The 25,945-nt window shown below is 72.9% G+C and carries 14 protein-coding genes; 5 read left to right on the top strand and 9 right to left on the bottom strand.

All coding sequences use genetic code 11. The features are described from left to right. Positions 1 to 14 precede the first annotated feature (14 nt). The 3 genes from GA0074704_RS09705 to GA0074704_RS09695 all read right to left on the bottom strand — a co-directional run bounded on the left by GA0074704_RS09705 (position 15) and on the right by GA0074704_RS09695 (position 12,318). Positions 15 to 9,767 carry a pre-peptidase C-terminal domain-containing protein gene (locus GA0074704_RS09705; protein ID WP_088970197.1) on the bottom strand — a complete coding sequence of 3,251 codons (9,753 nt, stop codon included), beginning with the start codon at positions 9,765 to 9,767 and terminating at the stop codon, positions 15 to 17. Between the two features lie 208 nt (positions 9,768 to 9,975). Next, positions 9,976 to 11,073, bottom strand: a complete 1,098-nt coding sequence (locus GA0074704_RS09700) for a branched-chain amino acid aminotransferase (protein ID WP_088970196.1) — start codon at positions 11,071 to 11,073, stop codon at positions 9,976 to 9,978. A 213-nt stretch (positions 11,074 to 11,286) separates the two neighbouring features. Further along, entirely contained in the window at positions 11,287 to 12,318 is a 1,032-nt protein-coding gene (locus GA0074704_RS09695; RefSeq protein ID WP_088970195.1) for a 3-isopropylmalate dehydrogenase, read from the bottom strand. A gap of 221 nt (positions 12,319 to 12,539) precedes the next feature. On the opposite strand from GA0074704_RS09695, the gene GA0074704_RS09690 reads away from it, so the two are divergent. Both GA0074704_RS09690 and GA0074704_RS09685 read left to right on the top strand, forming a co-directional pair. Then, on the top strand, positions 12,540 to 13,415 hold the full coding sequence (locus GA0074704_RS09690) for an FAD:protein FMN transferase (protein WP_088970194.1): 876 nt from the start codon (positions 12,540 to 12,542) through the stop codon (positions 13,413 to 13,415). 335 nt (positions 13,416 to 13,750) lie between these two features. Then, positions 13,751 to 14,107 carry a hypothetical protein gene (locus tag GA0074704_RS09685; protein ID WP_088970193.1) on the top strand — a complete coding sequence of 119 codons (357 nt, stop codon included), beginning with the start codon at positions 13,751 to 13,753 and terminating at the stop codon, positions 14,105 to 14,107. A 76-nt stretch (positions 14,108 to 14,183) separates the two neighbouring features. On the opposite strand, the gene serA is transcribed toward GA0074704_RS09685, so the two are convergent. From serA to GA0074704_RS09660, 5 genes are all read right to left on the bottom strand, one after another. Further along, positions 14,184 to 15,782, bottom strand: a complete 1,599-nt coding sequence (gene serA / locus GA0074704_RS09680; protein WP_088970192.1) for a phosphoglycerate dehydrogenase — start codon at positions 15,780 to 15,782, stop codon at positions 14,184 to 14,186. Between the two features lie 370 nt (positions 15,783 to 16,152). Then, entirely contained in the window at positions 16,153 to 17,166 is a 1,014-nt protein-coding gene (ilvC, locus tag GA0074704_RS09675; RefSeq protein WP_088970191.1) for a ketol-acid reductoisomerase, read from the bottom strand. An 85-nt stretch (positions 17,167 to 17,251) separates the two neighbouring features. Then, on the bottom strand, positions 17,252 to 17,767 hold the full coding sequence (gene ilvN, locus GA0074704_RS09670; RefSeq protein WP_088970190.1) for an acetolactate synthase small subunit: 516 nt from the start codon (positions 17,765 to 17,767) through the stop codon (positions 17,252 to 17,254). A 61-nt stretch (positions 17,768 to 17,828) separates the two neighbouring features. Beyond that, a complete protein-coding gene (locus GA0074704_RS09665) occupies positions 17,829 to 19,709 on the bottom strand; it encodes an acetolactate synthase large subunit (protein ID WP_088970189.1) in 1,881 nt (626 codons plus the stop codon). Between the two features lie 187 nt (positions 19,710 to 19,896). Beyond that, the gene (locus tag GA0074704_RS09660) at positions 19,897 to 22,275 is read right to left on the bottom strand and encodes a putative bifunctional diguanylate cyclase/phosphodiesterase (protein WP_088970188.1); all 2,379 of its coding nucleotides are present in this window, start codon (positions 22,273 to 22,275) and stop codon (positions 19,897 to 19,899) included. A 111-nt stretch (positions 22,276 to 22,386) separates the two neighbouring features. Between GA0074704_RS09660 and ilvD the strand changes: the two genes are divergently transcribed. Both ilvD and GA0074704_RS09650 read left to right on the top strand, forming a co-directional pair. Further along, positions 22,387 to 24,234, top strand: coding sequence for a dihydroxy-acid dehydratase (gene ilvD, locus GA0074704_RS09655; protein ID WP_088970187.1), 1,848 nt, complete (start codon positions 22,387 to 22,389; stop codon positions 24,232 to 24,234). A gap of 45 nt (positions 24,235 to 24,279) precedes the next feature. Then, positions 24,280 to 25,002 (top strand): hypothetical protein, encoded by a 723-nt coding sequence (locus GA0074704_RS09650; RefSeq protein WP_231926802.1) that lies wholly within the window; start codon positions 24,280 to 24,282, stop codon positions 25,000 to 25,002. Between the two features lie 3 nt (positions 25,003 to 25,005). Here the strand turns inward: GA0074704_RS09650 and GA0074704_RS09645 are convergent, their stop codons facing one another. Then, a complete protein-coding gene (locus GA0074704_RS09645) occupies positions 25,006 to 25,218 on the bottom strand; it encodes a hypothetical protein (protein WP_088970186.1) in 213 nt (70 codons plus the stop codon). 168 nt (positions 25,219 to 25,386) lie between these two features. Between GA0074704_RS09645 and GA0074704_RS09640 the strand changes: the two genes are divergently transcribed. Further along, positions 25,387 to 25,902 (top strand): DinB family protein, encoded by a 516-nt coding sequence (locus tag GA0074704_RS09640; RefSeq protein WP_088970185.1) that lies wholly within the window; start codon positions 25,387 to 25,389, stop codon positions 25,900 to 25,902. The last annotated feature ends 43 nt before the right edge of the window (positions 25,903 to 25,945 follow it).

Raw genomic sequence — 25,945 nt, 5'->3', positions numbered from 1 at the left:
CCCCGGGGAAGGGGTCATCTCATCACGATGACCCGGACGGTCACCCCCTTCTGGGCGCCGTACTGCACTATCTGGTTGAGCGCGTTCTGCTGGGCGGCGGTGGCCCCGCGCGGCACCACCACCTCCAACTCCCGGGCGGCGACCTGCCCGGGCCGGATGGTCACACCGTCGAAGGTCACCGGGTTGCTCTTGGCGAAGCCGGCCGCCTTGTCCACGTAGCCCTTGAGCCGACTGGTCAGCTTCGCCGCCGACTGGTACGTCTTCGCCCCCAGGTCGACGCTCTTGATGCTGGTGGCGGTGCCGTTGGCGAACCGGTCGATGGTCGGGAAGCTGCGCGGCAGGTTGCCGCCGAGCTTCGCCTCGATGGCCAGGCCGCGTTCGAACTGGCCGAGCTTCCACACCCCGCTGCCGGCCTTGAGCCACGCCCCGGCCCCACCGGTGAGGCCGCCGAGGGCGGCGCCGATGGCGAAGTCCTTGAGGGCGTCGTTCCAGCTGTACTTGCGCCCGGTCAGGGCCGAGATGCCGGCCCCGATGCCGACCGAGGTGGCCCCGCCGACCAGCGCGCCCACGATGATCGCGACGCAGATCGGGCAGTCGCCGTTGGGGTCGGAGAGGTTGACCGGGTCGTTGAGCGCGTAGGTGTAGAGGTTGGTGCTGCCGCCGCCGAGGCCGGCCGGGTCCTGGCTGAGGAAGCGGCCCGTCTCCGGGCTGTACCAACGGGCCCGGTTGTAGAGCAGCCCCGTGTCGGCGTCCCGCTCCCGGCCGGTGAACTGCTGGGTGTTGCCGCTGCCCGCGCCCTTGGCGGTGACCGCGCCGAACGGGTCGTAGCGGTACTCGGTGGTCAGGGTGCCGGACGAGTCGGCGAGGCCGAGCACGCTGCCGAGGGCGTCGGTGATCGGCACCCGGGCGCCCGCCGCGTCGGTACGGACCAGGGTCTGGTCGAGTCCGGCGGTGAGCCGGTCGGCGACCGCCGAGCCGGTCTGCTCGCGGACCAGGTTCGGGCCGTCGTAGAGGAACCCGGTGGTGGCGCCGCCGCTGGTCCGGCTGGCCAGGCGGCCCGCCGCGTCGTAGCCGTACGTGGTGGCCACGCCCGGCCCGGTCACCCCGGCCAGTTCGCCACGGGCGTTCCAGGCGTAGCTGGACGACCCGTCGGAGGTGAGGTTGCCCTCGTCGTCGTAGGCGAAGGTCCGGGCGCCCCGGCCGGTCAACCGGTTGGCCGCATCGTAGCTGGCCGGCGGCCCGGTGCTGGGGATGGTGACGTGGGCGAGGGTGCCGGTAAGGTCCGCCACCCGCCCGGTCCGGTCGTACCGGTAGCCGAGGTTGCCGATCGGCACCCCACCGGCGGTTTCGTACGTCATCCCGGTCAGCTGGGAGGCCGCGTCGTACGCGTACCGGGTGACCACGCCCGCCTGCTCGACGCGGTCGGTCCGGCCGGCGGCGTCCCGGTGCCAGGTGGCGGTGGTGCCGCCCTGCGTGATCCGCTCGATCAGCCCGGTCGCGTCGTAGCCGTAGGAGATGGCCGGCTGGCCCGGCACGGTCATCCCCGCCCGGCGGCCGGCGGCGTCGTAGGAGTAGCCGACGGTGCCGGCCGGGCCGGTCACGCTGGTCACCTGGTCGAGCGCGTTCCAGGCCAGGGTGATCGCCCCACCGGCCGAGTCGTCGATGGTGGTGAGCCGGTCCAGCGTGTCGTAGCTGAACCGCTTGGTGCTCTCGTAGGTCGGGCCGGCGGTCGCGCCGTACCCGATGAAGGTGGTCCGGCCGAGGCCGTCGTACGCGGTCACCGTGGTCTTCCCGCGCCGGTCGGTGGCGGAGACCGCCCGGCCGAGCACGTCGTACGCCTGCCGGGCCTGCTTGCCCAGCGGGTCGGTCACGGTGACCGGCCGGTCGGAGTTGTCGTAGTCGACCCGGGTGGTGTTGCCCCGCGGGTCGGTGAACGACGTCAGGTTGCCGTTGCCGTCGTAGTCGAAGGCGGTGCTGCGACCGAGCCCGTCGGTGCTGGCGACCACCTGGTTGTCCGGGTCGTAGCGGACCTGCTCCAGCACCCCCTGCGCGTCGGTGACCGCCACCGGGCGGCCCACCGCGTCGGTGAAGCTGCGGGTGGTCCGGCCCAGCGGGTCGGTCACCTCGACCAGGTCACCCAGCTCGTAGCGGTAGCGGGTGGTGTTGCCCAGCGGGTCGACCGACGAGGTGACCTGCCCGGCGCCGTTGTAGGTGTAGCGGCGGGTGCGGCCGGCGGCGTCGGTCGCGGCCACCAGGTTGCCGTCGTTGTCGTACTCCATGCGGGTGCTGCGGCCCTGGTCGTCGGTGACCGAGGTGAGCTGCCGGTACGGCCCGCCGGAGGTGACCGTGGCGGCCTGGGCGGCGGCGGTGCCGGCCAGCGCGGTGACCGAGGTCAGGTCGCCGTTCGGCCCGTAGTCCAGGGTGGTGCGCCGCCCGTACGGGTCGACCAGTGCGGTGGGCAGGTGGGTGACCGGGTCCCGGGTGGTGGTGGAGGTGCGCTCCTGGGCGGTGCCGGCGGCGGTGGTCTCGGCGACCACCCGGCGGTCGGCGTCGAAGCTGGTCTCCCGGACGCTGCCGTCCGGCTCGGTGACCGCCGTCTTCACCACCCTGCCGTTGGCGTCGGTGGTGTACGCGAACCGGTAGCTGACCCCGTCCGGCATGGCCTGGCTGGCCACCCGCCCGTTGGCGTCGTAGGTGTTGGTCAGGTAGGTGATGCCGCGGGCGTCGGTGACCGTGGTCATCCGGTGCGCGGTGTCGTAGCCGTACGTGGTGGTCCGGCCGCCGGGCGAGGTGACCGAGGTCAGCCGCCCGGAGGTGTCGTAGCCGTACTGGACGACCCGCCCGGCGTTGTCCTGTGCCCGGGTGACCCGGCCACCGCTGTAGGAGAGCTTGATCCAGCGGCCGTTCGGCGAGGTGATCTGGGTGATGTCGCCGGACTGTCCGCCGCTGGACCGGGTCAGGGTGATCTGGTTGCCGTGCCGGTCACGGATCGACTGCAACGGCGCGTTCTCGCCGAAGACGAAGGTCAGCCCGTCGCTGCGGACCAGGTCCCAGCCGTCGCCGTTCCAGCTCATCACCGCGTCCCGGTACGGCCCGGTGGTGTTCACCGCCTTGAACACGGCGTCCGTCCAGCCGGTGCCGGGGCTCACCCGGTCGAAGTGGACCTTGCCGCTGTCCGGCAGCACCAGGTCGGCCTGGACGTACTGCTGCTCGGAATAGACGAAGATGCCGTAGGTGAAGTTCGCGCCGATGCCGAACTCGCGGCTGTTGGTGTCGTTCTGCCGGTAGGTGCGGGTGATCGAGATCGGCAGCACGTCGTTGACCAGCAGGTCGGTGTGCTCGTCGACGAAGAGACCGGTGGCCAGGTCGACCGGGTCGCCGCCGTCGTCGCCGTCCTCACCGGGTCCGGAGCCGGCCGGGCGCTTGCCGCTGCCGTTGAACATCGCCCCGGTGAACTCCCAGACCCGCACGTCCGGGTCGGGCACGATCTGCCGGCCGTCGGGGGTGACGGTGCCGTGGCCGTAGATGTACCAGCCGGCCTCGGCGCCGGTGACCGCGCAGACCGAGGGCGCCTTGACCGCCTTGGCCGGCGGCTTCGGGTACGACTTCACCGGCGCCTTCGTGCACGGCACCCGGCCCGGGTCGTAGTCCCAGAAGTCCAGCCGGCTGCCCGGCGCCAGCTTCTGGGTGTTCGGGTAGATGATCTGCGCGCCCTCGGGCAGCACCACCGACCCGCCCGGCTGCACGGTGAAGTAGACCGGGGTGCGTACCCCGACCGGCAGCGGGAACGGCGGCTGGTCCACCGGCAGGGCGGTGATGGAGAGCTCGGTGACCCGCTTGCCGGCCCGGTCCCGGATCACGGTGCCCTTGGGCAGCCGTACCTCGAAGCCGGGGATGGCCGGGGTGGTGACCACCGTCTGCCGCTTCGTCGGCGACGCGATCTTCACGGCGTGCGCGGTGTCCAGCCGGGTCATCCAGATCGGGTACGACAGCTCGGTGGTCTGCTCCGCCCGCAGGTCAACCCCGGTCTCGAAGCGGCCGAAGGCCCGCCCCGGCGTGCTCGCCGTCGCCCCGTCGATCACCAGGACGTGGTGGCCGCCGGTGAGCCCGGTGAGCAGGAACCGGCCGGTGGCGTCGGTGCGGGTGGACTTGCGGCCCACCGCGAGGGTCACCCCGGCCAGCGGCTTGCCGTTGAGCAGCAGCGCCTGCCCGGCCAGCGCGGTGGCGCCCGCCTCGGCGCGCAGCGCCGGCTGGAGGTTGCCGTACGCGCCGGTGCGGTGGCTCTCCCAGTCCTCACCGGCCAGGTTGAATCGGTCCGGCGTCCAGGTCTCCGTGACGTCGGCCCTGGCCGTGCTCTTCGAGCCGCTCGCCGGGGCGCCGGCCTTCGGGCTGCTGGTCTTCGGAGCGGCGGCGGTGAGCCCGGCGGGCAGCCGGACCTCGCCGGTGAGGCTGCCGACCACGGTGGACGACGGGTCGACGAAGACCGTGTACGTGCCGGTGGTGGGCAGCGTGAGCGAGGCGAAGGTGCAGGACGCCCCGCAGTACGCGCTGCCGGTCAGGTTCGACCCGTCCGGCTTGCGCACGATCGCCGAGGCGTTGTACGTGCCGTACGTGCCGGCGCTCATCACCACGCTGACCACCTGACCGGCGGTGCCGGCGAAGGTCATCGCCGCGTTCTGGCCGGCGACGGTGGTGGTCAGGGTGACGGTCGGCCCGCCCGGCGTGGCGCTCACAGTGGCGTTCGCCGGTACGTCGTTCACCTGGAGGGTGACCGCGCCGGTGTACATCCCGTCCGGGTTCAGGAAGATCGTGTACGTGCCGGTCACCGGCAGCGTGGTGACGTCGAAGAAGCACGACGACCCGCAGTACGCGCTGCCGGTCAGATTCGACCCGTCCGGCTTGCGCACGATCGCCGAGGCGTTGTACGTGCCGTACGTGCCGGCGCTGCCCACCACGGAGATCCGCTGCCCGGCGGTGCCGGTGAAGGAGAGCACCGCGTTCTGCCCGGGGCCGGTGGTGGTGAGGGTGGCCGGCGGCCCGCCGACGCTCGCGGTGCCCGTGGCGTCCGCCGGCACGTCGTAGATCCGCAGATTGACCGCGCCGGTGAACATCCCGTCCGGGTTCAGGAAGATCGTGTACGTGCCGGTCACCGGCAGCGTGGTGACGTCGAAGAAGCACGAAGACCCGCAGTACGCGCTGCCGGTCAGGTTCGACCCGTCCGGCTTGCGCACGATCGCCGAGGCGTTGTACGTGCCGTAGGTGCCCCCGGTCCCCTGGATGACGATCCGCTGGCCCGCGGTGCCGGCGAACGACAGCGTGGCGTTCTGGCCCGGCCCGGTGGTGCCGAGGGCGACCGCGTCCCCGCCGACGCTCGCGGTCGCCGTGGCGTCCGCCGGCACCTCGTAGATCCGCAGGCTGACCGAGCCGGTGGACATCCCGTCCGGGTTCAGGAACATGGTGTACGTGCCGCCGACCGGCAACGTCGTGGTGTCGAAGAAGCACGACGACCCGCAGTACGTGCTGCCGGTCAGGTTCGACCCGTCCGGCTTCCGGATGATCAGCGAGGCGTTGTACGTGCCGTAGGTGCCGCCGGTGCCCTGCACCACGATCCGCTGGTTGGCGGCGCCGGTGAAGGAGAGCGTCGCGTTCTGCCCGGGCACGGTGGTGGTGAGGGCGACCCCGCTGCCGCCCGCGCTGGCGGTGGCCGTCGCGTCCGCCGGCACGTCGTACACCCGGACGGTGAGCGAGCCGGTGTAGGTGCCCGCCGGGTCGAGGAAGACGGTGTACGTGCCGGTGACCGGCAGCGTCATGGTGTCGAAGAGGCAGGAGGAACCGCAGTAGGTGCTGCCGGTCAGGTTCGACCCGTCCGGCTTGCGCACGATCGCCGACGCGTTGTACGTCCCGTAGGTGCCGCCCGTCGCCTGCACGAGCACCCGCTGGCCGGCCGTGCCGGGGAAGGACACCACGCCGTTCTGGCCGGGGACCGTGGTGGTGAGCGTGACCGGGTCACCGCCCGGGGTGGTGCCCACGGTGGCGTCCACCGGCACGTCGAGGACCTGGACCGTCAGGCTGCCGACCGCCGCCGCGAGCGGGTCCACCAGGACGGTGTACGTGCCGGCCGTGGCGAGCGACACCGAGCTGAACGAGCAGCTCGTGGCGCAGGACGAGGTGCTGGTGACGGTGCCGCCGTTCGGGGCGCGCAGGGTGACCGCCGCGTTGCCACCGGCGTAGGAGCCCGCCGACATGGTGACGGTGACGATCTGACCGGCGGTTGCGGGGAACGACACCACCCCGTTCTGGCCCGGCACGGTGGTGGTCAGGGTGACGGCCGCCCCGTTGGGCGTGGTGCTCGCCGTCCGGTCCGCCGGCACGTCGTACACCTTGACGGTGATCGTGCCGACCGCGGTGACCTTCGGATCGACCAGCACGGCGTACGTGCCGTCGGCCGGCAGCGCCGTGGTGTCGAGGAAGCAGGAGGCGCCGCAGTTGCCGTTGCTCACCACGGCCGTGCCGTCCGGCTTCCGCAGCGTCACCACCGCCTCGTTCGTGCCGAACGTGCCGGCCGAGAGCTGCACCGCGACCCGCTGACCCGCCGTCGCCGGGAAGGAGACCACCGCGTTCTGTCCCGGCACCGTCGTGGTCACCGACACCGCCGCGCCGCCCGGGGTGGCGGTCGCCGTGCTGTCGGCGGGCACGTCGTGCACCTTGACGGTGATGTTGCCGACCACGGTCCCCTTCGGGTCGACCAGCACGGTGTACGTGCCGTCCACCGGCAGGGCGGACACGTCCAGGAAGCAGGAGGCGCCGCAGTTGCCGTTGCTCACCACGGCCGTGCCGTCCGGCTTCCGCAGCGTCACCACCGCCTCGTTCGTGCCGAACGTGCCGGCCGAGAGCTGCACCGCGACCCGCCGACCCGCCGTCGCCGGGAAGGAGACCACCGCGTTCTGTCCCGGCACCGTCGTGGTCACCGACACCGCCGCGCCGCCCGGCGTGGTGTTGGCGACCGCGTCGTTCGGCACGTCGTAGACCCGGACACCGATCGCGCCGAGGGTGGTGCCGCTCGGGTTCACCAGGACCGTGTACGTGCCGGTCACCGGCAGCGTGACCGCGTTGAACGAGCAACTGGTACCGCAGTAGCCCTCGCTGACCAGGGTGCTGCCGTCCGGCGCGCGCAGCGTGGCCGAGGCGTTGTAGGTGCCGAAGGTGCCGCCGGTCAGGTTGACCGAGACGGACTGCCCGGCGGTGCCGGTGAAGGAGACCACCGCGTTCTGCCCGGGCACGGTGGTGGTGACGGTGACCTGGGCGCCGCCCGGCGTGGTGCTGGCCGCCGCGTCCGCGGGCACGTCGTTGACCAGCGTGGTCACCTCACCCACGGCGGTGCCGTCCGGGTTCAGCAGGATGGTGTACGTGCCGTCGACCGGCAGCACCACCGTGTCGAAGAAGCACGACGACCCGCAGTACGCGCTGCCGGTCAGGTTCGTCCCGTCCGGCTTCCGGATGATCGCCGAGGCGTTGTACGTGCCGTACGTGCCACCGCTCATCTGCACCGAGACCCGCTGACCGGCCGTCCCCGCGAAGGAGACCACCGCGTTCTGCCCCGGCACGGTGGTGCCCTGGGTGACGGCGGGGCCGCCCGGGACGGCGGTCACCGTGGCGTCCGCCGGCACCACGTTGATCTGCGTCGCGACCTGACCGACGGTCACCCCGTCGGGGTTGAGGTACAGGGTGTACGTGCCGTCGACCGGCAGCACCACCGTGTCGAAGAAGCACGACGACCCGCAGTACGCGCTGCCGGTCAGGTTCGTCCCGTCCGGCTTCCGGATGATCGCCGAGGCGTTGTACGTGCCGTACGTGCCACCGCTCATCTGCACCGAGATCCGCTGACCCGCCGTCCCGGCGAAGGAGACCACCGCGTTCTGCCCGACGGTGGTGGCCACGGTGACCGGGCCGGCGCCGGGGGTGGCGGTCGCGGTGGCGTCGGCCGGCACGTCGTACACCTGGACGTCGACCGTGCCCACGTAGGTGTTGTCCGGGTTGAGCAGGACGGTGTACGTCCCGTCGGCCGGCAGGACGGTGGTGTCGAAGATGCAGGAGGAGCCGCAGTACGCGCTGCCGGTCAGGTTCGTCCCGTCCGGCCTGCGGATGATCGCCGAGGCGTTGTAGGTGCCGTACGTGCCGCCGGTGAACTGGACGACGACCCGCTGCCCGGCGGTGCCGGGGAACGACACGACGGCGTTCTGGCCGGGGACCGTGGTGCCGACGCCGACCTTCGGGCCGCCGGGCGTCGCGGTGACCGCCGCGTCGGCGGGCACGTCGTACACCTGGGCCGTGATCGCGCCGGTGGAGGTGGACTGCGGGTCGACGAAGAGGGTGTAGGTGCCCTCGGTGGGCAGCACCAGGGCGTCGAGGAAGCAGCCGGCCCCGCAGGAGCCGTTGCTGACGACGGTGCCGCCGCCGGGGCGACGCAGGGTGACCGAGGCGTTGTAGGTGCCGTAGGTGCCGCCGCTCAGCTTCACCGAGACGCGCTGCCCGGTGCTGCCCGGGAAGGTGACGGCGGCGTTCTGCCCGGGCACGGTGGTGGTGACGGTGACCGGGTCGCCGCCGGGGGTGGTGCCGGCCGTCGCGTCCGCCGGCACCTCCTGCACCGTCGCGGTGACCGACCCGGTCGCGGTGCCCGCCGCCGCCAGCAGCAGCGTGTACGTGCCGGCGGTGCGGGCCCGGACCGTGTCGATGAAGCCGGTGGCGCCGACGCAGCCGGACGACGCGGCGGTCCGCCCGTACGGGTCGAGGACCTTGGCGGTGGAGATGCCGCAGCTGCCGAAGGTGCCGTCGGCCAGCTTGACGCTCGCCTGCTGCCCCTCGGCCAGGTCGAAGACGACCAGCGCGACCTTGCCGGCGGTCGGGATGGCGACCGACTTCGGCGCGCCGAGCGCGACCCGCGAGGTGTGCACCACGTCCGCGACGGTGTACGGCGCGGGCGCGACGAAGACGTCCGCGGCGCTCTCACCGCTGCCGTACCGGGTGCGCAGGCCGATCCGGCCGGAGGCTGCGCCCGAGGGCACCTGGACGGTGAGGCTGCTGGCGGCTGCCGCGGCGGTGAAGGCGCGGGTGCGGTTGAGGGTGACCGCGTTGTCGCCGGCGTCGGTGGCGAAACCGGTGCCGGAGACGGTGACGGTGCCGCCGGGCGCGACCACCGTCGGGGAGACGTCGGTGACGGTCGGGGCTGACTCGTCCGCCCCGGCGACCACGAAGGACTGCGGGCTGGCCGCGGTGACCCCGTCGACCGTGACGGTGATCGGGCCGCTGGTCGCGCCAGCGGGGACCCGGGCGACCAGCCGGTGGCCGCCGGCCTCGGTCACCGCGGCCGGTACGCCGTTGAACCGGACGGTGTTCTCCGCGGCCACGTCCGAGAAGCAGCCGCCCTGGAGTGTGACGTCGGCGCCGACCGCCGCCCGGGCCGGAACGACCGACAGGACGGCCAGGGCGGGGCTGCCGTCGTTGGTGACGGAGGTGATGTTGCCCGCCGGGTCGTAGCCGTACCGGGCGGTGCCGCCGGCCTGGTCCTGCACGCCGGTCAACTGCCCCGCCGCGTCGTACGCGTAGCCGACGGAGTCGCAGGCGGCCGCCGCCGGGACGATGGCCGGCAGGTCGGCCCGTACGCCGAGGGTCAGCAGCAGGGCGAGCGCGGCGAGGCTCGCGGAGAACCGCAGGCGGGTGCCGGCCCAGAACCTCGATCGGATGGTGCGACGGCCCAGCGGTGTGGACATGCTGCCTCCCCCACGATGCAACTTCTGCGCAGCAACGTAGGGGAGGGAAATCAACGAGCATAGATGGCCGATCGGCCATCCCCGCCGAAGCCCCCGTCACAGTCCGTGACAGGGGCTTCGACCAGGAGAAACAATCAGCCGATGTACGTTTCGTGTCGGCTATCGGACAGAGCGTTGCGTTGCCCGAAGCCGGGCGAAAAAGGGCAGGTCAGAGGAGCCGCCGCACCCAGCCGTGCCGGTCCTCGGCCTCGCCGCGCTGGATCGCCACCAGCTGCTGGCGCAGCGCGTTGGTGGTCCGGCCCGGCTCGCCGCCGCCGACCAGGAACTCCCCGTCCGGGAACTTCACCCGGCCGATCGGGGTGATCACCGCGGCGGTGCCGCAGGCGAAGACCTCACGCAGCCGGCCGCTCGCGGCATCGGCCTGCCAGTCGGCGAAGCTGACCGGCCGCTCCTCGGTCCGCAGCCCCGACTCGGCGGCCAGCGTGAGGATCGCGTCGCGGGTGATGCCCGGCAGGATGGTGCCGGTCAGCGGCGGCGTGACCAGGGTGTCGTCGTCGTAGACGAAGAAGACGTTCATGCCGCCGAGTTCGTCGACGAAGCGCCGTTCCACCGCGTCCAGGAAGACCACCTGGTCGCAGCCCGCCTCGATCGCCTCGGCCTGGGCCACCAGCGAGGTGGCGTAGTTGCCGCCGCACTTGGCCGCGCCGGTGCCGCCGGGCGCCGCCCGGGTGTAGTCCGGGGAGACCCAGACCGTGATGGGCTTGACGCCACCGGTGAAGTACGCCCCGGCCGGCGAGGCGATCACGCAGTAGAGGTATTCGTTGGCCGGGCGGACCCCGAGGAAGACCTCGCTGGCGAACATGAACGGCCGCAGGTAGAGGCTGGCGTCCGGCCCGTCCGGGATCCACTCGCGGTCGATCTCGACGAGCTGGCGCAGCGACTCGACGAAGGTCTCCGGCGGCAGCTCGGGCATGGCCATCCGCTTGGCGGACTCGACGAACCGCGCCGCGTTCGCCTCCGGCCGGAACATGGTGACCTCACCACCGGCCGTGCGGTACGCCTTCAACCCCTCGAAGATCTCTTGCGCGTAGTGCAGGACGGCCGAAGCCGGGTCCATCGGGATCGGCGCGCGGGCCTCGACCCGGGCGTCGTACCAGCCCTTGCCCTCGGCGTACCGGATGGTGACCATGTGGTCGGTGAAGACCCGGCCGAAGCCCGGGTTGGCCAGCAGGGCGGCCCGGTCGGCTGCCGATACCGCCGCGGGATTCGGACGGATCTCGAAATCGAGCTTGTCACCACCGCTCATCGCACTGACCTCCCTGGGACTCCAACGGCGCGCGGGGCCGCACACCGCATCACTGGTGCCAGAAACTTACCCCCAACGGTCGTTCAGCCGATAGCGCCGCCCGCCCGCATCGAACGATTCCGATGCGGGTCAGGACGCCCGGCTGGGCAGGGGGTGCGGGTGCGCCCGCAGGCGGGTCCGGCGGCCCGGCCCGGGGCGGGAAAGAGGGCCTGGTCAGGCCACCGCGTACCCGGCGAGGCGGTCGCCCACCTCGGCGGTGCGCAGCGGTACGCCCGGGGTCCGGCCGGCCAGCTCGCTGGCTACCGCGGCGGTGACCCGGGCGGCGGCCCGCGGATGGCCGAGCTGGTCGAGCAGGAGCGCGGCGGAGAGCACGGCGGCGACCGGGTCGGCCACTCCCCTGCCGGCGATGTCCGGCGCGGAGCCGTGCACCGGCTCGAACATCGACGGGTAGCGCCCCTCGGGATTGATGCAGCCGCTGGCGGCCAGCCCGATGCCGCCGGTGACGGCGGCGGCGATGTCGGTGAGGATGTCGCCGAAGAGGTTGTCGGTGACCACCACGTCGTACCGCTGGGGCTGGGTCACCAGGAACATCGCGGCGGCGTCGACGTGCTGGTACTCGGTCTCCACGTCCGGGTGCTCGGCGGCGACCGCGGCGAAGGCGCGGGCCCAGAGCGAGCCGGCGTGGGTCAGCACGTTGGTCTTGTGCACGAGGGTGACCTTGCGGCGCTCCCGGGTGGCGGCGCGGGCGAAGGCGTCCCGGATGACCCGCTCGACGCCGTGCCGGGTGTTCAGGCTCTCCTCGGTGGCCACCTCAGCCGGGGTGTCCCGGTGCAGGCTGCCGCCCGCGCCCGCGTACAGCCCCTCGGTGCCCTCGCGGACCACCACCAGGTCCACCTCGCCGGGCTTGACGGCGGCGAGCGGGCCGGTCACCCCCGGCCACAACCGGGACGGTCGCAGGTTGACGTACTGGTCGAAGGCGAACCGGAGCTTGAGCAGCAGGCCCCGCTCGAGCACGCCCGGCGGCACCGTCGGGTCGCCGACGGCGCCGAGCAGGATCGCGTCGTGGCCGGCCAGCTCGTCCAGCACCGAGTCGGGCAGCACCTCGCCGGTCCGGTGGTACCGCGCGGCGCCCAGGTCGTACTCCGTGGCCTCGACGCCGGGCAGCACCGCGTCGATGACCTTGCGGGCCTGCGCGACCACCTCGGGTCCGATCCCGTCCCCGGCCACCACCGCGATCCGTGCCACCTGCCGCTCCTCACCTCGTCGGTCCCGGCCACCGTACGTCGCCGTCCCGCTTCCCGGTACGCATCTTCCAGGATGTGGAATATCAGGATGCACAGGCCTCTCCCAGCTGGCATTCATGATGTGGTCAACTCCGCTGCCTAGGGTCGGTGGGGACGGGTCACGGGGGCCCGGGACCGGATCCGCCGCGGCGCTGCGGCGCGACGGCGAGGGAGCGGGAAGCCATGCGGATGGACGAGCAACCACGGACGACCTGGGTCGAGGACCGCCCCACCGACCGTCCGGCGCCCCAGCCGGCGTACCGCAGCCGCCGCCCCGACCTGCGCCTCGGCGCCCGCAGCCACCGGGTGGAGCGGACCGCCGACGAGACCGCCGACCGGCTCGCCGTCCGGTACACCGTGCGCACCGCCACCGCCGAGTACACCCTCCTGCTCAACGCGCCCGGCTGGTTCGGGCACAAGGGCCTCGGCGACGCCCTGCGCGACGCCGTCGCCGAACTGCGGGCCGTCGACCTGACGTACGGTCCCACCCGGCCGGAGAGCCTCGTCTCCCGACTGCGCCGGGGCGAGATCAGCGCCGAGTCGTACCAGCCCCTGGCCGACCTGGTGGACCGGTGCGCCGCGATGCGGGCCGCCACCGACGGCTGGTTCGACGCCTGGGCCGTGCCCGGCGGCTTCGACCCGGGCGGCCTGCTCGGCGGCTGGGCGGTGGAGCGGGCGGCGGCCCGGCTGCGCGCCGCCGGGGTCCACGACTACGCCGTGCTCACCGGCGCCGACCTGGTGGTACGCGGAAACGCCGCGCACGGCGGCCCGTGGCGGGTGGCGGTGCACCACCCGACCGACGGCCGGCGCCCGCCACTGGTGCTGGAGATGACCGCGGGCGCGGTCGGCACGTCGGGGGTGAGCGGCCGACGCGGGCACGTGGTGGACCCGCACACCGGCGAACCGGCCGACCAGCTGAGCGCCGCCACGGTGGTCGGACCCGACCTCGCGGTCGCCGACGCCTACGCCACCGCGCTCTACGCCGCCGGGCCGGCGGGGCTGTCCTGGTTCCGGGCCGGCTCCGACTACCGGGCCCTGCTCGCCGACCGGCGCCGCTGACCCGAGGCCCGCCCGGCCCTTCGCATCCCGGGCGGGGGCTCCGCGATCGGCCCCCACGGTCTCGGCAACGACCGTGGGGGCCGGTCAGCGACGAGTGCGCGTGGCTCGCGCAATCGAGGGGTGCGGGCCCGGGCGGCCGGACGTCAGGCCACGTCACCCGAAGACGGGCCGACGCCGATCCAGCCGGTGACCGCACCGGTACGCTAGCGAATCGACGCAACTCGACGCAAGAGTCTCCACAGCGGACCGTCCGGTCACCACGGTCGGCAAATCGACCGGCGACCTGCGGCGGGGCAGTTTCGACAGCGGCCCCGGCGGATGGCACGCTGTCCGCCGTGAGTTTCGATCTGAGCGTGTGGGCCCTGCCCGACGGGGCCACCGGCGCGGACGTACGCGCCGCCGTGCAGCGGTGTCGCGAGGGGCGGCACGGTGACCGCCATCCCGACCCGCGGGTCGTGGGCTTCTACCGGGCGATCACGACGAACTACCCCGACCGGGCCGCCGGGCCCGGCACGCCGTGGGAGGTCGCGCCGCTGCACGCGGCCGCCGACCACGTCGAGATGAACCTCGACCCGGCCTGCGCGGACCAGGTGCTGCTCGACATCGAACGGTTGGCCGCGGAGCACGGGCTGATGCTCTTCGACGCCCAGGACGGCTCCGTCTACCCGCCGCCGGCCCGCGTCGGCCACTGACCGGCCACTCACCGACCGGCCACGACGACGAAGGGGCCCGGCCTACCGGCCGGGCCCCCGCACTGTCCTGGCTGGACTACTCGTCGCGCAGGTCGGCGGCGCTGGCCGCGACCGCGCCGATCGACTCGGCGGCCGAGGTGAGCAGGTCGGCGCCGAGCGCCTGGTCGACGGTGAGGGTCATCAGCGTCTCGCCGCCGGCCTCCCGGCGGGCAACCTGCATCGCCGCGATGTTGACGCCGGCCTCGCCGAGCAGGGTGCCGACGGTGCCGACCACGCCCGGCCGGTCGACGTAGCGCAGGAAGACCAGGATGCCCTCCGCGCCGATCTCCACGTCGAAGCCGTCCACCTCGGTCAGCTTGATGACGTCCCGGGCGCCGGCCTGGGTGACCGTGCCGGAAACGCTGACCGTCCGGCCGTCGGGCAGCGCGCCCCGGACGGTGACCAGCAGCGGGTGGTCGACGGTCTCGGTCTGCGTGTCCAGCGCCACCTCCACGCCCCGCTCGGCGGCCAGGTGCGGCGCGTTGACGTAGGTGACCTGCTCCTCCACCACGGAGCTGAACAGGCCCTTGGTGGCGGCGAGCTTGAGCACCGACACGTCGTGCTCGACAACCTGGCCGCGTACCTCCACGGTGACGCTGGCGGCGATCCCCCCGGCCACGGCGGTGAACGCCCGGCCGAGCTTCTCGGCCAGCGGCAGCAGCGGGCGGACGTCCTCGGCGACCACGCCGCCGGCCTGCACGTTCACCGCGTCCGGCACGAACTCGCCCTGCAACGCCAGCTTGACGCTCTTCGCCACGGCCAGGCCGGCCTTGTCCTGCGCCTCGGCGGTGGAGGCGCCCAGGTGCGGGGTGGCCACCACGTTGTCGAAGGCGAACAGCGGCGAGGAGGTGCACGGCTCCTTGGCGTACACGTCGACGCCGGCGCCGGCGACCCGGCCCTCGGCGATCGCGTCGGCCAGGGCTTGCTCGTCGACCAGGCCACCGCGGGCGGCGTTGACGATCCGGACGCCCGGCTTGACGATCGCCAGCTCCTTCTCGCCGATCAGGCCCACGGTCTCCGGGGTCTTGGGCAGGTGGATGGAGATGAAGTCGGCCTCCCGCAGCAGCTCCTCCAGCCCGACCAGGCGGACCCCGAGCTGCGCGGCCCGGGCCGGCTGGATGTACGGGTCGTACGCGATCAGCCGGGTGCCGAAGGCGGCGATCCGCTGGGCGAAGAGCACGCCGATGCGACCGAGACCCACCACGCCGACGGTCTTGCCCTGGAGCTCGACGCCGGTGTACTTGGACCGCTTCCACTCCCCCGCCTTCAGCGCGGCGCTGGCGGCGGCGGTGTTGCGGGCCACGGCCAGCAGCAGCGCGACGGCCTGCTCGGCGGCGGAGACGATGTTGGAGGTGGGGGCGTTGACGACCATGACGCCCCGCGCCGTGGCGGCCGGCACCTCGACGTTGTCCAGGCCGACGCCGGCCCGGGCGACCACCTTCAGGCGCGGCGCGGCGGCGACCGCCTCGGCGTCGATCTGGGTGGCGCTGCGCACGATCACCGCGTCGGCCTCGGCGAGCGCGGAGAGCAGGGCCGGGCGGTCGGTGCCGTCGACGTGACGTACGTCGAAGTCGTGGGCGAGCACCTCGATGGCGGCGGGAGCGAGTTCTTCGGCGATCAGTACGACAGGATTCATCGGTCCTCGTAGACGCTCGGGTGTGGTCGGCCTGGGGCGCCGGGACGCCGCGCTGCGCCCTGCGCTGTTCCGAGCCATGGCCGTCAGGTGCCGGTCGGAGCACCTATAGGGGATCGTAGGGGCCGGTCCGGCCGGTGTGTCGCGGACCGTGGGGTGAGTGCCCTCACAGGCACCCCGGGTGAGCGGGGAACCTCACCGCCGGTCGAGCTGGACAGATTCGCGAGCGCGATACCTGAGAGTCATGGTGATACCTCTTCGGCATCACGCTCACCGGGATGTTTCCCCGCGGAGCCCAGCCGCCCGCGACCCGACGCCGGGGAGAGCGTCGGGTCGCGAGCGGCGGTGGGCCACCCCACGAAAGGGACCCCGGTCAGGCGGTCTCGGTGATCGGCCGGTCCACCCAGCTCATCATGGCCCGCAGCTTCTGGCCGGTCTCCTCGATCGGGTGCGCCGCGCCCTCGGCCCGCCACTTGGCGAAGTTCGGGCGACCGGCCTCGTCCTCGGCCACCCACTCGCGGGCGAACTCACCGGACTGGATCTCACCGAGGATCTTGCGCATCTCCTCCTTGACCCGGGCGTCGACCACCCGCGGGCCCCGGGACAGGTCGCCGTACTCGGCGGTGTCGGAGACGCTGTACCGCATCCGGGCGATGCCGCCCTCGTACATCAGGTCGACGATCAGCTTCAGCTCGTGCAGGCACTCGAAGTAGGCCACCTCGGGGGCGTAGCCGGCCTCGGTGAGCACCTCGAAACCGGTCTGCACCAGCGCCGCCGCGCCACCGCAGAGGACCGCCTGCTCGCCGAAGAGGTCGGTCTCGGTCTCCTCGGTGAAGGTGGTCCGGATCGCGCCGGCCCGGGTGCCGCCGATGCCCTTGGCGTACGACAGGGCGAGCTGGAAGGCGGTGCCGCTGGCGTCCTGCTCGACGGCGACCAGGCAGGGCACGCCCTTGCCGTCGACGTACTGCCGGCGGACCAGGTGACCGGGGCCCTTCGGGGCGACCATCGCCACGTCCACGTCGGCCGGCGGGGTGATCAGGCCGTACCGGATGTTGAAGCCGTGGCCGAAGAAGAGCGCCTTGCCGGGGGCGAGGTTCGGAGCGATCGCCTCGGTGTAGAGCGCCCGCTGCGCGGTGTCCGGGGCGAGGATCATGATCACGTCGGCCTCGGCCGCCGCCTCGGCCGGGCTGAGCACCCGCAGGCCCTGCTCCTCGGCCTTCGGCCGGCTCTTCGAACCCGCCGGCAGGCCGATCACCACGTCGACGCCGGAGTCCCGCAGCGACAGCGCGTGGGCGTGGCCCTGGCTGCCGTAGCCGATCACCGCGACCTTGCGACCCTGGATCAGGCCCAGGTCGGCATCGTCGTCGTAGTACACCTCAACGCTCATGGACTTCCCTTTCGTACGGCGGTCCGGGCGGCCCGTCGTGGATCTGTGGGTGACGACGCGCGCGGGCGCCGCCGGGGTCGGGGTTTCAGGCGGCCCGCAGGGCCGGGCCGGCGGTGATCGAACGCGAGCCGCGCCCGATCGCCACCAGCCCCGACTGGACCATCTCCTTGATGCCGAACGCCTCGAGGTCGCGCAGCAGCGCGTCGAGCTTGTCCGGGGTGCCGGTGGCCTCGATCGTCAGCGTGTCCGGGGCGACGTCGACCACCCGGGCGCGGAACAGGTTCACCGTCTCCAGCACCTGGCCGCGGACGGCGCGGTCCGCGCGGACCTTGACCAGCACCAGCTCCCGGGCCACCGAGACCTGCGGGTCCAGCTCGACGATCTTGAGCACGTTGACCAGCTTGTTGAGCTGCTTGGTGACCTGCTCCAGCGGGGACGACTCCGCGTCGACCACGATGGTGATCCGGGAGACGTTCGGGTCCTCGGTCTCGCCCACCGCGAGACTGCTGATGTTGAAGCCGCGGCGGGAGAAGAGCCCGGAGACCCGGGCCAGCACACCCGGCTTGTTCTCCACCAGCACGGAGAGCGTGTGCATCGTCATTGCAGTGTCCCCTTCGTCATGCCCTCATGGCCCTCGCTGCGCTCGGTGCATTCGGTCATGACTAGATGTCGTCCTCGTCGAAGGCCGGGCGCACGCCCCGGGCGAACTGAATCTCGTCGTTGCTGGTGCCGGCGGCCACCATCGGCCAGACCATGGCGTCCTTGCCGACCACGAAGTCGATCACCACCGGCGCGTCGGTGATCGCCATGGCCGCCTCGATCGTCTTGTCCACGTCCTCGGCGGTCTCGCAGCGCAGCCCCACACAGCCCAGCGCCTCGGCCAGCTTGACGAAGTCGGGGATGCGGTGCTTGTGCGTGCCCAGCTCGGTGTTGGAGTAGCGCTCGTTGTAGAACAGCGTCTGCCACTGCCGCACCATGCCGAGGTTGCCGTTGTCGATCACGGCGATCTTGACCGGGATGCCCTCCAGGGCGCAGGTCGCCAGCTCCTGGTTGGTCATCTGGAAACAGCCGTCACCGTCGACCGCCCACACCACCGTGTCCGGCATGCCGACCTTCGCGCCCATCGCCGCCGGCACCGCGTAGCCCATGGTGCCGAGGCCGCCGGAGTTCAACCAGGTGTACGGCTTCTCGTACGAGATGAACTGGGAGGCCCACATCTGGTGCTGGCCCACCCCGGCCACGTAGATCGCGTCCGGACCGACGATCTCGCCCAGCCGCTTGATGACGTACTGCGGGGAGAGGGTGCCGTCGGTCGGCTCGTCGTAGCCCAGCGGGTAGCGGCTGCGCAGGTCGTCTAGCTGGGTCCACCAGTCGGCCAGCTCGGCCCGGCGCCCGGCCGCCTGCTCGACGGTGACTGCGGCGATCAGCTCGTCGATCACGTGCCGGGCGTCGCCCACGATCGGCACGTCGGCGTGCCGGTTCTTGCCGATCTCGGCCGGGTCGATGTCGGCGTGCACCACCGTGGCGTCCGGGGCGAACGAGTCCAGCTTGCCGGTCACCCGGTCGTCGAAGCGGGCCCCGAGCGCCACGATCAGGTCAGCCTTCTGCAGGCCGTACACGGCGGAGACCGTGCCGTGCATGCCGGGCATGCCCAGGTGCTGCGGGTGCGAGTCGGGGAACGCGCCCAGCGCCATCAAGGTGGTGACCACCGGCGCGCCGGTCAGCTCGGCCAGCCGGCGCAGCCCCTCGGTGGCCCGGGCCTTGAGCACCCCGCCGCCGACGTAGAGCACCGGGCGGCGGGCGCTGGTCAGCAGCCGGGCCGCCTCCCGGATCTGCTTGCCGTGCGGGTGCAGGGTGGGCCGGTAGCCGGGCAGGTCCAGGGTCGGCGGCCAGGCGAAGGTGGTCTGCGCCTGGAGCACGTCCTTGGGGATGTCGACCAGGACGGGGCCGGGCCGGCCGGTGGCGGCGAGGTGGAACGCCTCGGCCAGCACCTGCGGGATCTCCTCCGGCGTCTGGACCAGGAAGTTGTGCTTGGTGATCGGCAGGGTGATGCCCTGGATGTCCGCCTCCTGGAAGGCGTCCGTGCCGATCGACGGGCGCGCCACCTGCCCGGTGATCGCCACCATCGGCACCGAGTCCATGTACGCGTCGGCGATCGGCGTGACCAGGTTCGTCGCGCCCGGACCGGAGGTGGCGATGCAGACGCCGACCTTGCCGGTGGCCTGCGCGTAGCCGGTGGCGGCGTGCCCGGCGCCCTGCTCGTGGCGGACCAGGATGTGCCGGACGGAGGAGTCGTAGAGCGGGTCGTACGCGGGCAGGATCGCGCCGCCGGGGATACCGAAGATCACGTCGACGCCGAGCGCCTCCAGCGAGCGGACCAGCGAGCCGGCGCCGGAGACCTGGACCGGCGCGGGCTGCCGTACGGCCGGCGGGGCCGGGACGGGGGCGGTACGCGGGGCCGGAGTGGCCTCGACGTCGGACTCGACGACGGCGCGGTTCCGGCGGGCGGAGTGGGCGAGGGTCTCGGGCGTGGGTCTCGTCATGGCGGTTCAGACCTTCGGCTGAAGTGATGGTGGCTCTTCAAGGAGTGCAACGCGGGCGGGGCCCGCCCCGCCGGGTTCCGGCGGCAACAAAAAAGCCCACGTGCTCAACGCACGGGGCCAGCGCACTCTCGACGAGGGAGAGTGCGCTCAGGTAAGTACTCGCGACGACCACTGGGACGGCATGCGGTCAAGCCTGACGCATCTCACGCGATGAGTCAACTGATCCCACATTTTGGTTCACGGAGCGCGACGCTTCACCCGTCGGTGGGACCGGCGCACCCGGAACCACCTGCGCCGACCCGCCCGCCGAGCGGTCGCGGGAGCGCTGCGCGGGCACCGCCGGCAGCTGCGCCGGCCGGGCCGCCGGTGAGGTGGCCGCGTCGAGCATCGCCTCCAGGTGCTCGGCCGGCACCCCCCAGCCGAAGAGCGCGCCCTGCCCGAAGCGGCAGCCGGCGGCCACCACGGCGGCCAGCTCCGTGGGCGTGGTCACCCCCTCGGCGATGACCTCCAACCCGAGCTGGTGCCCGAGCCGCATGACGATGTCGACCATCGGGGCGAAGGCGGGCCCGTCCCGGCCCACGGGACGGACCGGCTCGTGCTCGGCCACCAGGCTGTGGTCGATCTTGAGAATGTCGATCGGCAGCCGACGCAGCTGCCCCAGCGACGAGTAGCCGGCACCGAAGTCGTCCAGGGCGATCCGCACCCCGGTCAGCCGCAGCGCGGCCAGCCGCCGGATCAGCTCGTCGAGATCGGTCGCCACGGCGTGCTCGGTCACCTCCAGCACCAGCCGCTGCGGCGGCACGTGGTGCGCCCGCAGCGCCTCGGCCACCTGCACGACGTATTCCGGGGCGTGCAGCTCGCGCGGGGAGACGTTCACCGACACCCAGACGTCGTGCCCGTCGGCGAGCCAGCGGGACAGCTGCCAGCAGGCCTGGTGCAGCACCCAGGCGCCGAGAGTGGAGATCATCCCGCACTCCTCGGCGAGCGGGATGAACTCGTCGGGCCGCACGTTGCCCAGCTCCGGGTGGTGCCAGCGGAGCAGGGCCTCGGCGCCGACCGGGCGCACCGACGGCAGCGAGGCCACCGGCTGGAAGGCCAACCGCAGCTCGTTGCGGTCGATCGCGCCGCGCAGCTCGTGCTCCAGCATGGTCCGCCGGCGCAGCAGCTGGTCGTACGCGACGTCGTAGCGCTCGATCCGGTTCTTGCCCCGCTGCTTGGCGTAGCGCAGGGCGAGGTCGGCGTTGCGCTGGAGCAGCTCCACGTCCGGGGTCCCGGCCGGCTCGGCCAGCCCGATGCTGACCGAGAGGAACACCGGCCCGTCCAGCTGCTCGTACGGGCGGTTGAGCAGTCCGAGCAGCCGCTCGGCGACCGGGTCGGCCTCGGCGTGCCCGCCGTGCACCAGCACCGCGAACTCGTCACCGCCGAGCCGGGCGGCCAGGTCACCGGGGCGCAGGTTGCCGCGCAGCCGCAGGCCCACCTCGGCCAGCACCGCGTCACCGACGTCGTGGCCGCGCATGTCGTTGACGTTCTTGAACCCGTCCAGGTCGAGCACGAGCAGCACGCAGGGCACGCCGGCCTCGGCGCAGCGGTGCAGGGCGCGCAGCAGGCCCCGACGGTTGGCCAGCCCGGTCAGCGGGTCGGTGTGCGCCAGCTCCCGGAAGTGCCGCTCCCGCTCGGCCAGCCGGGCGGCGTACCCGCGCACGTCGTTGAGGGTCAGGTACTGCCGCGCCACCAGCGCGAAGCCCTCCAGGCTGCCGGCGACGATGGCCAGCGCGTCGAACCGGCCGCCCTGCGCGAGGTGGTACATCGCCGAAGCGGCCATGCCGAGCATCGGGACGAAGGCGTACTCGCCGTCCCTGCCGATCGGGTCCACGTCCAGCTGGCCCGGTGGGCCCACCCGCCGGGCCGCCACCGCGCAGGCCGCGAGCCCCAGGGCGGTGACCACCGCGCCCACCGCGACCACCGTCGGACCGGCCTGACAGAGCCCGGCGGCCACGGCCAGTCCACCCCAGGTGGTCAGCGTGCCGCCGGCGGCCAGCAGGGCCAGCCGGCGGCGCGGCGCGGTGGCGCGCACCACCACGATCACGGCGAGCCCGGTGGTGAGGGCGGCGGACATCGAGGCGAGCAGGATCGTCGGGCAGACGACCGGGGTGGCCGCGCCGAGCAGCCGGGTGGGCTCGGAGCAGAGCACCCAGCCGACGAACCAGAGCGCGGTCGCCACCACCAGGCCGTCGAGGGCCAGCCGGCCGGTCGCCGCCGCGCCGGGCAGCCGGAGCAGGCCACCGCAGAACGCCAGCCCGGCCAGGGCGGTGCCGACCGCGACCAGCTCGGCCCAGCCGCTGTGCCCGGCCCCCGGATCGACCCAGTCGGGTGGGCCGGTCACCGTGGCGGTCACCCCGACCAGCAGGCTGACCAGCGCGATCAACGCCGCGCCCGCGACCAGCAGGCGGGCCGTGGCGTACGCGCCGGACCGCCGCCGGGCGGAGCGGGTCAGCAGGGCGGCGGAGCCCGCGGCGACCAGCCCGCTCAGCACCGCTACGGCGACCATGCCCGGTGGGGACTGCACGCCCTCAACTGTGCCGGATGACCGTCCCCGGTGGGGGATCGGGTGTGCATCTGTTGGGACACGGGTCGCGCGCGGCCGGGGTGGCGATCCGGTGGTGCAAGACTGGTACACATGCCTGAGCTGCGGTCGAGGACCTCCACCCACGGTCGGACGATGGCCGGCGCCCGGGCCCTCTGGCGGGCCACCGGGATGACCGACGACGACTTCGGCAAGCCGATCGTCGCCATCGCCAACAGTTTCACCCAGTTCGTGCCCGGTCACGTACACCTCAAGGATCTCGGCGGCCTGGTCGCCGACGCCGTCGCCGAGGCCGGCGGGGTGGGCCGCGAGTTCAACACCATCGCGGTCGACGACGGCATCGCCATGGGGCACGGCGGGATGCTCTATTCGCTGCCCAGCCGGGAGCTGATCGCGGACGCCGTGGAATACATGGTCAACGCGCACTGCGCGGACGCCCTGGTCTGCATCTCCAACTGCGACAAGATCACCCCCGGCATGCTGCTGGCCGCCCTGCGGCTCAACATCCCGACGGTCTTCGTCTCCGGTGGTCCGATGGAGGCCGGCAAGACCGTGGCGATCGAGGGCGTCGTCCACTCCAAGATCGACCTGATCGACGCGATGATCGCCTCCTCCAACGAGGCGGTCACCGACGAGCAGCTCGGCGAGATCGAGCGCTCCGCCTGCCCGACCTGCGGCTCCTGCTCCGGCATGTTCACCGCCAACTCGATGAACTGCCTCACCGAGGCGATCGGCCTGGCCCTGCCGGGCAACGGCTCGACGCTCGCCACCCACGCCGCCCGCCGCTCGCTCTTCGTCGAGGCCGGCCGGACCGCCGTGGAGATCGCCAAGCGCTGGTACGACGGCGACGACGCCTCGGTGCTGCCCCGCTCGATCGCCAACCGGGCCGCGTTCGAGAACGCCGTCGCGCTGGACGTGGCGATGGGCGGGTCGACCAACACGATCCTGCACCTGCTCGCCGCCGCCCGCGAGGCCGAACTCGACTTCGACGTGGCCGACATCGACGCCATCTCCCGCCGGGTGCCCTGCCTGGCCAAGGTCGCGCCCAACTCCCCGCAGTACCACATGGAGGACGTGCACCGGGCCGGCGGCATCCCGGCCATCCTCGGCGAGCTGGACCGCGCCGGCCTGCTGCACCGGGAGGTGCACGCCGTGCACTCCCCCTCGCTGGCGCAGTGGTTGACCGACTGGGACGTCCGGGGTGGTTCACCGAGGTCGGAGGCGGTCGAGCTGTTCCACGCCGCCCCGGGCGGGGTGCGTACCACCGAGCCCTTCTCCACCACCAACCGCTGGTCGTCGCTGGACACCGATGCGGCCGGCGGCTGCATCCGCGACCTCTCCCACGCCTACAGCGCCGACGGCGGGCTCGCCATCCTGCACGGCAACCTCGCGCCGGAGGGCTGTGTGGTGAAGACCGCCGGCGTGCCCGAGGAGTGCCTGACCTTCCGCGGCCCGGCCAAGGTCTACGAGTCCCAGGACGACGCGGTGACGGCCATCCTGGCCAAGCAGGTCGTCGCCGGGGACGTGGTGGTGATCCGTTACGAGGGCCCGAAGGGCGGCCCCGGCATGCAGGAGATGCTCTACCCCACCTCGTTCCTCAAGGGCCGGGGCCTGGGCCGGGCCTGCGCGCTGCTCACCGACGGCCGGTTCTCCGGCGGCACCTCCGGCCTCTCCATCGGGCACGTCTCCCCCGAGGCCGCCTCCGGTGGGCTGATCGCGCTGGTCCGCGACGGCGACGAGATCGTCATCGACATCCCCGGCCGGTCGATCGGGTTGAACGTGCCCGCCGACGAGCTGACCGCCCGGCGGGTGGCCGAGGAGAAGCGGGACAAGCCCTACACGCCGACCGACCGGCAGCGGCCGGTGTCGGCGGCGCTGCGTGCGTACGCCTCGATGGCCACCTCGGCCAGCGACGGCGCATACCGGCGCGTGCCCGAGTAGACCGCTCCCCACCGATCCCCCGCGCCGCCGGTAGGGTCCGGCGACGTGGGGACCACGGTGAGCTACGCGCGACTGATCCGGCCCGTCGTCGACCGGGTGTACGTGGGCGCGCGCTGGGCGGCTCGGGAACGGATGGCGGCGTTCTACGCCGAGCGGCACGTCGACCTCGGCTATGAGAACAGCTTCTTCTCCGGCGTACTGGCCCGCCCGATGCCGGCCGACGCGCTCACCGACGCGCTGGTCTACACCTCCGGGAGGATGGACACCGAACTGGCGCAGGGCGTGACCACGGTGCACGCCGACGGCACCTGGCACCTGACCGCGCTCGGCCGGGAGCTGGCGCTCTTCGCTCAGCGGGCGACCGCCGAAGCGGCCGAGGAGCGGTGGTCGTCCGCGCCGGGTTTCCTGGCCGGGCTGGCATCGGTGCCGCACCTGGCCGAGTTGGTCGGTCGAGTGCTGGCGCACGGACTGGCCTCCGGCGGGCCGGCGTTCCGAGCGATGACGCCGCCGTACGAGCCGGACGGCGCCTCTCCCGTGCTGCTGCTGGTCACCCGGCTCGGGTCGCTGCGCCACCACCGCGCTGACGCGCACCGGGCGGCGTGGCGGGCCGCCGGGCTGACCGCCGAGGAGATCGTGACGTTGCCCGACGGGCCGGAACGGGCCGCGATCGAGGCGGAGACCGACCGCCGCGACGAGCCCGCGTACGCGGTGCTCAGCGAGGCCGAGCGCTGGGAGCTGCTGGCTGGCCTGGGCGCCCTGCCCGGCTGATCGCTACCTGGCGCCGGGTTCGGCGCCGGGGTTCTCGTCGGCGGGCGCGGAGCCGTCGGGGGCAGCGGCCCCGCCCGGGGTCATGCCCGCCACGCCGAGCGGGGACTGGAACTGTTCGTCGGGCTCGCCCGGGGGCGCGTGCTGGGCGTCGGGCGCGCCTGCGCCGGGGTCGGCGCCGCCCGCGTGCTCTTCGGAAAGCTCAACCGGATCCGTCATGCCGCTGTGCTACCCCTGTGCGGGGGCCCCAACCGCGATCTTGGACAGTTGCCGTTCGCGGTGAACGACAAGTGTCCAAGATCCGCAACCGTCACTCGGCGCGGAGGTGGCCGACGGTTCCGCTCAATTGCGTCGACAGCCGTTCCGGAGTGCGGGAAACTCCCCGCGATGCCTCAACGAACCGACACGCCGCCCACCTGGGACGAGCGTACGCAGCTGGCCACCTTCCTCGACTACGCCCGGGACACCGCCCGGGCCAAGTGCGAGGGCGTCTCCGCCGAGGACGCCCGCAGGGCCCCGCTCCCCGGGTCACCGCTGATGACGTTGTGCGGGCTGATCAGCCATCTGCGCTGGGTCGAGTACCACTGGTTCCAGGTGATGTTCCTCGGCGAGGAGCCCGCGGGGCCCCTCACCGAGGCGACCGACGACGATCCCGACCCGGAGATGCGGAAAGCGGTCGACATCCCACTGCCCCAGCTTCTCGCCGAGTACGAGGAGCAGAGCGCCCGCTACCGCCGCCTGGTGGCCGAGCACGAGCTGGACACGGCGGCCAGGCGTCCGATCGGCGACGGCCGCCACGTCGACCTGCGGTGGGTGATCCTGCACCTCATCGAGGAGACGTCCCGCCACAACGGCCACCTCGACGTCGTTCGCGAGCTCGTCGACGGGCGGACCGGCGCCTGAGGCCTGCCCGGCGGCCGGGCGGCGGGTCAGCCGCCGCCCGGTC

This window comes from Micromonospora siamensis, assembly GCF_900090305.1.
Classification (GTDB): domain Bacteria; phylum Actinomycetota; class Actinomycetes; order Mycobacteriales; family Micromonosporaceae; genus Micromonospora; species Micromonospora siamensis.
This window is presented reverse-complemented; position numbering and strand designations above follow the sequence as displayed.